This window comes from Kitasatospora sp. NPDC057542, from assembly GCF_042801945.1.
GTDB lineage: Bacteria > Actinomycetota > Actinomycetes > Streptomycetales > Streptomycetaceae > Kitasatospora.
Genome location: NZ_JBHVFE010000463.1, coordinates 1 through 7071 on the forward strand (window position 1 = coordinate 1; position 7071 = coordinate 7071).

Below are 7071 nucleotides of genomic sequence, written 5' to 3' on the forward strand. Positions count from 1 at the left end.
TGAGCGGCCCGTCCGCCGGTGCCGGCCCTCGGCGTGGATGTTAGGTTCCGGTGAATGAGCGAGAAGGAAGAGCAGGACCAGCCCATGAATGACGGGCCCTCGAAGCCGGCGATGCGCGAGGCGCTGGTGGCCGCGGCCTTCGAGCTCTTCCTGGAGCGAGGCTTCGAGCAGACGACCATCGACGACATCGTCTCGCTGGCCGGTGTCGGCCGGCGCTCCTTCTTCCGCTACTTCCCGGCGAAGGAGGACGTGGTCTTTCCCGACCACGAGCGCAGCCTCGCCGAGATGACGGAGTTCCTGGACTCCGGCACCGGCGAGGAGGACCCGGTCAAGCATGCCTGTGACGCCGCCCGCCTGGTTCTGCGGATGTACGCCGAGCAGCCCTCCTTCTCCGTCCAGCGCTACCGCCTGACCCGCAAGGTGCCCGGCCTGCGGGCGTACGAGCTGTCCGTGGTCTGGCGCTACGAGCACACCCTCGCCGCCTACCTGCGCGGCCGCTTCGCCGACCGCCCGGACGGCCCGCTGCGCGCGGACGTGATCGCCGCGGCCGTCGTCTCCGCGCACAACCACGCCCTGCGCACCTGGCTGCGCTCGGGCGGGGAGAGCGACTGGGTGGCCGAGGTGGACGCGGCGATGGCCTTCGTCACCGGCACCTGGAGCGACCGCCCGGCCGAGACCGCCACCGAGGGCGAGCCCGACGACGTCGTGGTCCTGGTCGCCAGCCGCCGGGCGCCGCTGTGGCGGATGGTCCAGGGCATCGAGAGCGCCCTGGGCGCCGACGCCCGCCAGGTCTGAGGGGCCCGCTGGGGCGGTCGGGCCACCCCGTCCGGGGCCGGCCGCGCGGCGGGCCCCGGGGTCAGCCGACGTCCGGGCCCGGGCCGTCCGCGACCGCGGTCAGGTACTGCTCGATCTGCTGCTGGTTCTCCACCAACCGCAGGCACAGGTGCCGCAGTTGGGCCAGTTCCTCGGGGCTGAAGCCTCGGAAGACGGCGGCCATCGCGCGCTCGGTGGGCACCCGGAACTCCTCCAGCCAGGCCAGCCCCTCGGCCGTCGCGGTGACCAGCACCGCCCGCCGGTCGTTCGGGTCGGGGGAGCGGCGGGCCAGCCCCTCCCGCTCCAGGGTGTCCACCAGCCCGGTCGCATTGCGCGGGCTCACCCCGCCCGCCCGGGCCAACTCGCCCACGCCCAGCCCCGGTTCACCTGCCGCACCGAGGCGCACCAGCACATCCAGCGCCCCCGCGCTCAACCCCCGCCCCTGCGATCCGTGCGACCGCAGCTTCTCCACCGCGTGGAACGCCGACCGTGCGGCGGCCGCGGCCTCCAGCGCCAGGGTGTCCCCTCCCTTGGTGAACACGCCCATGGCCGTACGCACCCTGCTGTCGTACAGCCGACCCTCGGCGTCCCGCCCCAGCGGACCGGCCGCCGCCTTCTCCGATGTGTTTACCTGCTTCATGATGAAGCCATTCTGCACTGTGCGGAGCGACTGTCAAGGGGGTGGCGGACCGCCAACTCGTTGGCCGTGGGCGAGACTTCGGTGGAAGTCGGAGGAGTGACCTGCGGGAACCGGTCGGCGTCCGAGCCGCCGGCCAGCCGTTCCCGTACGCCCCAGCCGCGCATCGGCCCGTTCGGATGACGCCTGCGGGAAGTGGGGCGAAGCGGCGGCCCGCGGCGGGGTTCGACCGGGACGGGGAGCGACGTTCGTCTGCTCCAGCCGACTGCTCCTCGGAGATAGGCATACGAACTGCATTCCCGCTGGTAGGGGCGGCGTTTCTGGCGGGGCGTGAGGCCGGACCGGGCGTGGCGCCGCTTGCGGCCGGACGCGGGCCGTGGCTGTCCGAGTCGCGGCGGGGCCGGTCGGCGCCGCCACCGGATCCGGAAACTCCGTGGAGGAGATCTTCATGCGTGCTCTCGAACGAGCCGTGGCTGTCGGCGCCTCGCCGTCCCGCTCGTCGTCGGCTGTGCCGGCCTGGCCTCGGCCACTGAAGGCATCGACGCGAACTTCGGCAAGGGCTTCTTCGTCGCCAACCGGAACGGTGCCGGTGTCGCCGCCGTCGAGTCCCACGTCGGTCCCGACGGGATCTCGCACGCCGGTTCCTGGATCCGGGCGGACGACAACGGCGTCTCCGGCTCCTTCGCCGGTTCGGGTGCCGGCACCCCGCAAGCTGACCGAGCCCCGCTGTCGAGGGCGCGCGACCCCGGCACCGTCCCGTCGGGCCAGGCCCGTCCGGATGTCCGGCCGGTACCCACCGGCCGGACATCCCGCCCGCAGCCGGTCGCGCCGCAGCCGAAAACCGCGGCTGAAAAGCAGAAAGGCCCCAGATGAACTGGGGCCTTCCACTGGTGTCCGAGGGGGGACTTGAACCCCCACGCCCGATAAAGGGCACTAGCACCTCAAGCTAGCGCGTCTGCCATTCCGCCACCCGGACCGGGTGTCGTCCTCGCGGCTTCCGATCTCTCGTCCGTCGCGCTGACAGATGTAACTGTAGCAAAGATCGGCTTGGGGTCCCAAAACGGTTCCCGGCGGGCGGGCGCAGCCGGTGGCGGGGGCAAGAGGCGGCGTGTGGAGGTGGCGTGACCAGGGGGTTTCGGGAGCGTGCGGGGGGTGGATCGGGATCGGGGGCTGGGGGAGGATGGACGGACGTGCTCGTACGGCCCGGGTGCAGGTCCTGGGGGTGGCGCGCTGGTGCGTCGGTGCGGGCCCAAGACGAGGAGTGACCGTGAGCGAGCGGAGCGAGTCGGCGGCGCCGAAGGTGACGGCTGAGTCGGAGGTCGCCGGGATCTGTCGCGATCTGATCCGGATCGACACCAGCAACTACGGGGACGGCTCCGGTCCGGGTGAGCGGAAGGCCGCCGAGTACGTGGCCGAGCAGCTCGCCGAGTTCGGGCTCGAACCGAAGATCTTCGAGTCGGCCAAGGGCCGGGCCTCGACCGTGGTCCGGATCGAGGGCGAGGACCGGTCCCGTCCGGGCCTGCTGATCCACGGCCACACCGACGTGGTGCCGGCCAACGCCGCGGACTGGACCCACGACCCGTTCGGCGGCGAGATCGCGGACGGCTGCGTCTGGGGGCGTGGCGCGGTCGACATGAAGGACATGGACGCGATGACCCTGGCCGTCATCCGCGACCGGCTGCGCACCGGGCGCAAGCCTCCGCGTGACATCGTGCTGGCCTTCCTCGCCGACGAGGAGGCCGGCGGCACCTACGGTGCGCGTTTCCTGGTCGACAAGCACCCGGGGCTGTTCGAAGGCGTGACCGAGGCGATCGGCGAGGTCGGCGGCTTCTCCTTCACGGTCAACGACCAGGTCCGCCTCTACCTGGTGGAGACGGCCGAGAAGGGCATGCACTGGATGCGCCTGACGGTCGAGGGCCGGGCGGGCCACGGCTCGATGGAGAACGACGACAACGCGATCACCGAGCTGTGCGAGGCGGTCGCCCGGCTCGGCCGGCACCAGTTCCCGCTGCGGATCACCAAGACCGTCCGGGCCTTCCTGGACGAGCTGTCGGACGCGCTCGGGGTCGAGCTGGACCCGGAGAACATGGACGAGACGCTGCGCGTGCTCGGTGGCATCGCCAAGATGATCGGCACGACGCTGCGCAACACCGCCCAGCCGACCATGCTCGGCGCCGGTTACAAGGTGAACGTGATCCCCGGTCAGGCCACCGCACATGTGGACGGGCGCTTCCTGCCCGGCTACGAGGAGGAGTTCCTGGCCGAGCTGGACAGCGTGCTCGGCCCGCGCGTGAAGCGCGAGAGCCTGCACTCGGACAAGGCGATCGAGACCGGCTTCGACGGAGCCCTGGTCGAGGCGATGCAGACCGCGCTGCGTGCCGAGGACCCGATCGCCCGCGCGGTGCCGTACTGCCTGTCGGGCGGGACGGACGCCAAGTCGTTCCAGGACCTGGGTATCCGCTGCTTCGGCTTCGCGCCGCTCCAGCTGCCGCCGGAGCTGGACTTCGCCGGGATGTTCCACGGCGTGGACGAGCGGGTGCCGGTGGACGGTCTGAAGTTCGGCGTCCGGGTGCTGGACCGTTTCATCGACGCCTGCTGACCCCCTGATCAGGCGACTGGGTCGGCCCGCTTCCGCAGTGTCGGGGGCGGGCCGGCCGCATTGTCCGAGCTGATGATTGTGGGACAGGAAGAAGGAGATCGACAGAATCGATTCTTCCGGGAATTCCAAGCTGATCACTTGTGCGAGACCTCACCGTTGCGGGTGAATGGGAGATTCACTCCGTACCCCGTTTGCCGCAGCGTCGTTCATTCCTGTGCAGCCCGCCGAACGGGTTGCGTTGTCCATACAGGAGGAATGATGAAGGTCAAGAAGATCGCCGCTGTCGCCGCCGCCACCGGTGGCCTGGTGCTCGCCGCCGCCGGTGTCGCGTCCGCCCACTCCGGTGCCGAGGGTGTGGCCGCCGGCTCCCCGGGCGTCCTCTCGGGCAACCAGATCCAGGTCCCGGTGCATGTCCCGCTCAACATCTGCGGCAACACCGTGAGCGTCGTCGGCGTGCTGAACCCGGCGTTCGGCAACCACTGCGTCAACTCCTGAGTCAACCTCCGGGCCATCGAGGCCTGTTGAGCGGACTCAGCCCGGCCCCCGGGCGGCGGATGTGCCGCACCGGGGGCGTTCGCGTTCCCCGGCGATCCGGTGCGGGCCGGACTTGCTCCGGCCGCCCCGGGCGGTCGCCGGATACACGGGATCCGACGCGATCGCTCGATCGGGTGAAGCCGATTCGCTCGGCTCAACCTCCCCGTCGGACCCTCGTTAACCCGTGTGCAGCCGAAGCCCTTGCGTGATTTACGGATATACCGAAATTCCGACTTTTTCAAAGGTTCATGTCAAGGCCAACACGTCGTCTCGAAATGTCAGGGGAAAACATGAGGAATGTAGCCAAGAAGGGGATCCTCACGGCCGTGGCCACCGGCAGTGTGCTGGCCTCGGCCGCCGGCTACGCCTATGCGGGGGGAGCCGAGGCACAGGGGGGTGCCACCGGTTCGCCCGGCGTCGTCTCGGGCAACTCGGTGCAGGTGCCGATCGAGGTGCCGATCAATGCCTGCGGCAACACGATCGACGTGATCGGTTTGCTGAACCCGTCGTTCGGCAACCACTGCGCCAACGTCAGCCACGGCGGGAGCCACTCGGCACCCAAGCCCGCCCACAGCGGCCGGCCCGACGGCGCCACCAACGGTGGCCACACCGGTGGTGGCGGCGGTGGTGTCGACAGCTCCGGCACCGGCGGGGGCTGGGGCACCACCACCGTCCCGGGCACCACCACCGTCCCGGGCGCCGGCGCCTCCGGCGTAGCCACCGGCTCGGCGGGTGTGATCTCCGGGAACCAGATCCAGGCGCCCGTGGACGCCCCGGTCAACGTCTGCGGCAACCCGGTGAACGTGGTCGGTGTCGGCAACCCGGCCTTCGGCAACCACTGCGCCAACGTGGAGAAGGCCCCGCCGAAGCCGCCGGCCGAGGGCTGCGCCGAGGCCTGCCCGACCCCGCCGCAGACCTCCGCCGAGGAGGTCCCGGGCGCCCCGCGCACCGGCGGCCCGGCCACGGCGCCCGCCGTCGCCAGTCAGAGTGCCCCGGCTCCGGTCGCCCAGCTGGCCTCCACCGGCGCCGGTGACGTCGAGCTGCTCGGTGCCGCCGGTCTCGCGCTGCTGCTCGGTGGCGGCGTGCTCTACCGCCGGGCCCGGGCCGGCGCCCGCTGACGCAGCCGACCGGGGACCGGGGCGCGCGCTGAGCCGGACCCGCACGCACCCACCGTAGGAACGACGCATCCGCGGCCGCCGAGTGAACGGGCGGCCGCGGATGCGCGAAGGCCCGGTGCGAGTCCTGCCCGGGGCCGCGGTGCCCCGCCCGTCACCAGCTCCGGACCTGCCGGATGATCCGCCGCTTCAGCCGGACCGTCCGGCTGCCGTCGGGGAACAGCCTGAGCCGGTCGAGTTCCCAGTGTCCGTACTCGGCGTGCTCGGTGAGCAGTTGGCGCGCCGCGTTGCGCGTGGTGCCGCGCGGCATGCGCAGGGACTGGTACTCGTACTCCGGCTGCCGGACCGGCTTCCGTGGGGTCAAAACGCTCCTCCTGGGGATCACCTTCGGGCAAGCCTACGGCCTGCCCCGGACAGTCGGCCCGGGTATTTCCGGCCGCCCTCCCGTGCGGAGGCGGCGGCCCGAAGGGGTGCGACCCGGGGCAGTCGACTGACAGAGCATCAGTTCTGTTGTCGTTGTGGAGGGGATACCCCGATCCCGGCGCGCGAAGCGGCACCCGGACGGCCCCGGTGGGTCCCGTGCGCGTCCTCCGCGCCCGCTTCGCGCCGGAGCCGCGGGGGATGAAAGGGTGTGGATCGGACATCAGGGGGGAAGTTGCGGTGAAATCGCGGGTGTAGGTGACAACCGCTGTGCGTACCGACACTGCGGGGAGATAGCGTCTGCACCATGTCTGATGCCGCGCAGCCCACCATTGCCGAGGTACGCGCCGCCGCTGAGGCGGTCAAGGCCGCCATCGACCGTCATCTGGAAGCGGTGTCAAGCCCCAACGCAGCCGATGATCCCGCCGTTTCCGCCGCCTACGAGCAGCTGGCGACGGCGGCCATCGCCTACGACCAGCTCCTGTACGAGGCCTACGACGAGGTGACGCCCTTCGAGATCCCCGGGGACGAGGGCCCCGGCGGGTACCACGGCCCCGAACAGCCCGAGGCGATCAGCGTGTTGATCCGCCGCGACTACCACATCGTCGACTCCGAGCGGCTGCGTGCCCAGGCCGAGCGGCTCGACGAGTCGCTGACCCCGGGCGGCGCCGGTGCGGGCGGGGTGAACGCCGCGATCGGCGTGCTGTTCGGCGAGTACGAGCCCGACGAGATCGCCGCCCGCAGCGAGGAGTTCGGCCTGGAGGAGGCCGACTCGACGCTCTGGGTCGCGGCCACCGAGCCGACCGAGCCGGGCGAGTGGCTGCCCGAACCCTTCGAGCACGCCGATCCGCAGCTGCTGATCTGCCGGTTCGACGTGAGCGAGGTCTACGACGACGAGGACCCGGACGACTGAAGCCGTCCAGGACGCACGAGGGGCGGGCCCGGGACCACCG

At 71.4% G+C, this 7071-nt stretch carries 7 protein-coding genes and 1 tRNA gene; 5 read left to right on the top strand and 3 right to left on the bottom strand.

Annotated elements, in window-relative coordinates; translation table 11 throughout:
- Window positions 1-111 precede the first annotated feature (111 nt).
- Window positions 112-795, top strand: coding sequence for a TetR family transcriptional regulator (locus tag ACFU7Y_RS36520; protein WP_224284107.1), 684 nt, complete (start codon window positions 112-114; stop codon window positions 793-795).
- A gap of 61 nt (window positions 796-856) precedes the next feature.
- Here the strand turns inward: ACFU7Y_RS36520 and ACFU7Y_RS36525 are convergent, their stop codons facing one another.
- Complete coding sequence (locus ACFU7Y_RS36525; protein WP_380770932.1) at window positions 857-1453, bottom strand: MarR family winged helix-turn-helix transcriptional regulator; 597 nt, start codon at window positions 1451-1453, stop codon at window positions 857-859.
- An 885-nt stretch (window positions 1454-2338) separates the two neighbouring features.
- Window positions 2339-2426: transfer RNA gene (locus ACFU7Y_RS36530), tRNA-Leu, on the bottom strand.
- A 291-nt stretch (window positions 2427-2717) separates the two neighbouring features.
- Between ACFU7Y_RS36530 and ACFU7Y_RS36535 the strand changes: the two genes are divergently transcribed.
- From ACFU7Y_RS36535 to ACFU7Y_RS36545, 3 genes are all read left to right on the top strand, one after another.
- On the top strand, window positions 2718-4049 hold the full coding sequence (locus ACFU7Y_RS36535) for a M20/M25/M40 family metallo-hydrolase (RefSeq protein ID WP_224284103.1): 1332 nt from the start codon (window positions 2718-2720) through the stop codon (window positions 4047-4049).
- A 258-nt stretch (window positions 4050-4307) separates the two neighbouring features.
- Window positions 4308-4544 carry a chaplin gene (locus ACFU7Y_RS36540; RefSeq protein ID WP_380770935.1) on the top strand — a complete coding sequence of 79 codons (237 nt, stop codon included), beginning with the start codon at window positions 4308-4310 and terminating at the stop codon, window positions 4542-4544.
- A gap of 329 nt (window positions 4545-4873) precedes the next feature.
- Window positions 4874-5701 (top strand): chaplin family protein, encoded by an 828-nt coding sequence (locus ACFU7Y_RS36545; protein ID WP_380770933.1) that lies wholly within the window; start codon window positions 4874-4876, stop codon window positions 5699-5701.
- 151 nt (window positions 5702-5852) lie between these two features.
- Here ACFU7Y_RS36545 and ACFU7Y_RS36550 read toward each other — a convergent pair whose 3' ends face one another.
- Window positions 5853-6062, bottom strand: a complete 210-nt coding sequence (locus tag ACFU7Y_RS36550; RefSeq protein ID WP_224285495.1) for a DUF5703 family protein — start codon at window positions 6060-6062, stop codon at window positions 5853-5855.
- Window positions 6063-6425: 363 nt separating this feature from the next.
- Between ACFU7Y_RS36550 and ACFU7Y_RS36555 the strand changes: the two genes are divergently transcribed.
- On the top strand, window positions 6426-7031 hold the full coding sequence (locus ACFU7Y_RS36555; RefSeq protein ID WP_380770934.1) for a hypothetical protein: 606 nt from the start codon (window positions 6426-6428) through the stop codon (window positions 7029-7031).
- Window positions 7032-7071: the final 40 nt, after the last annotated feature.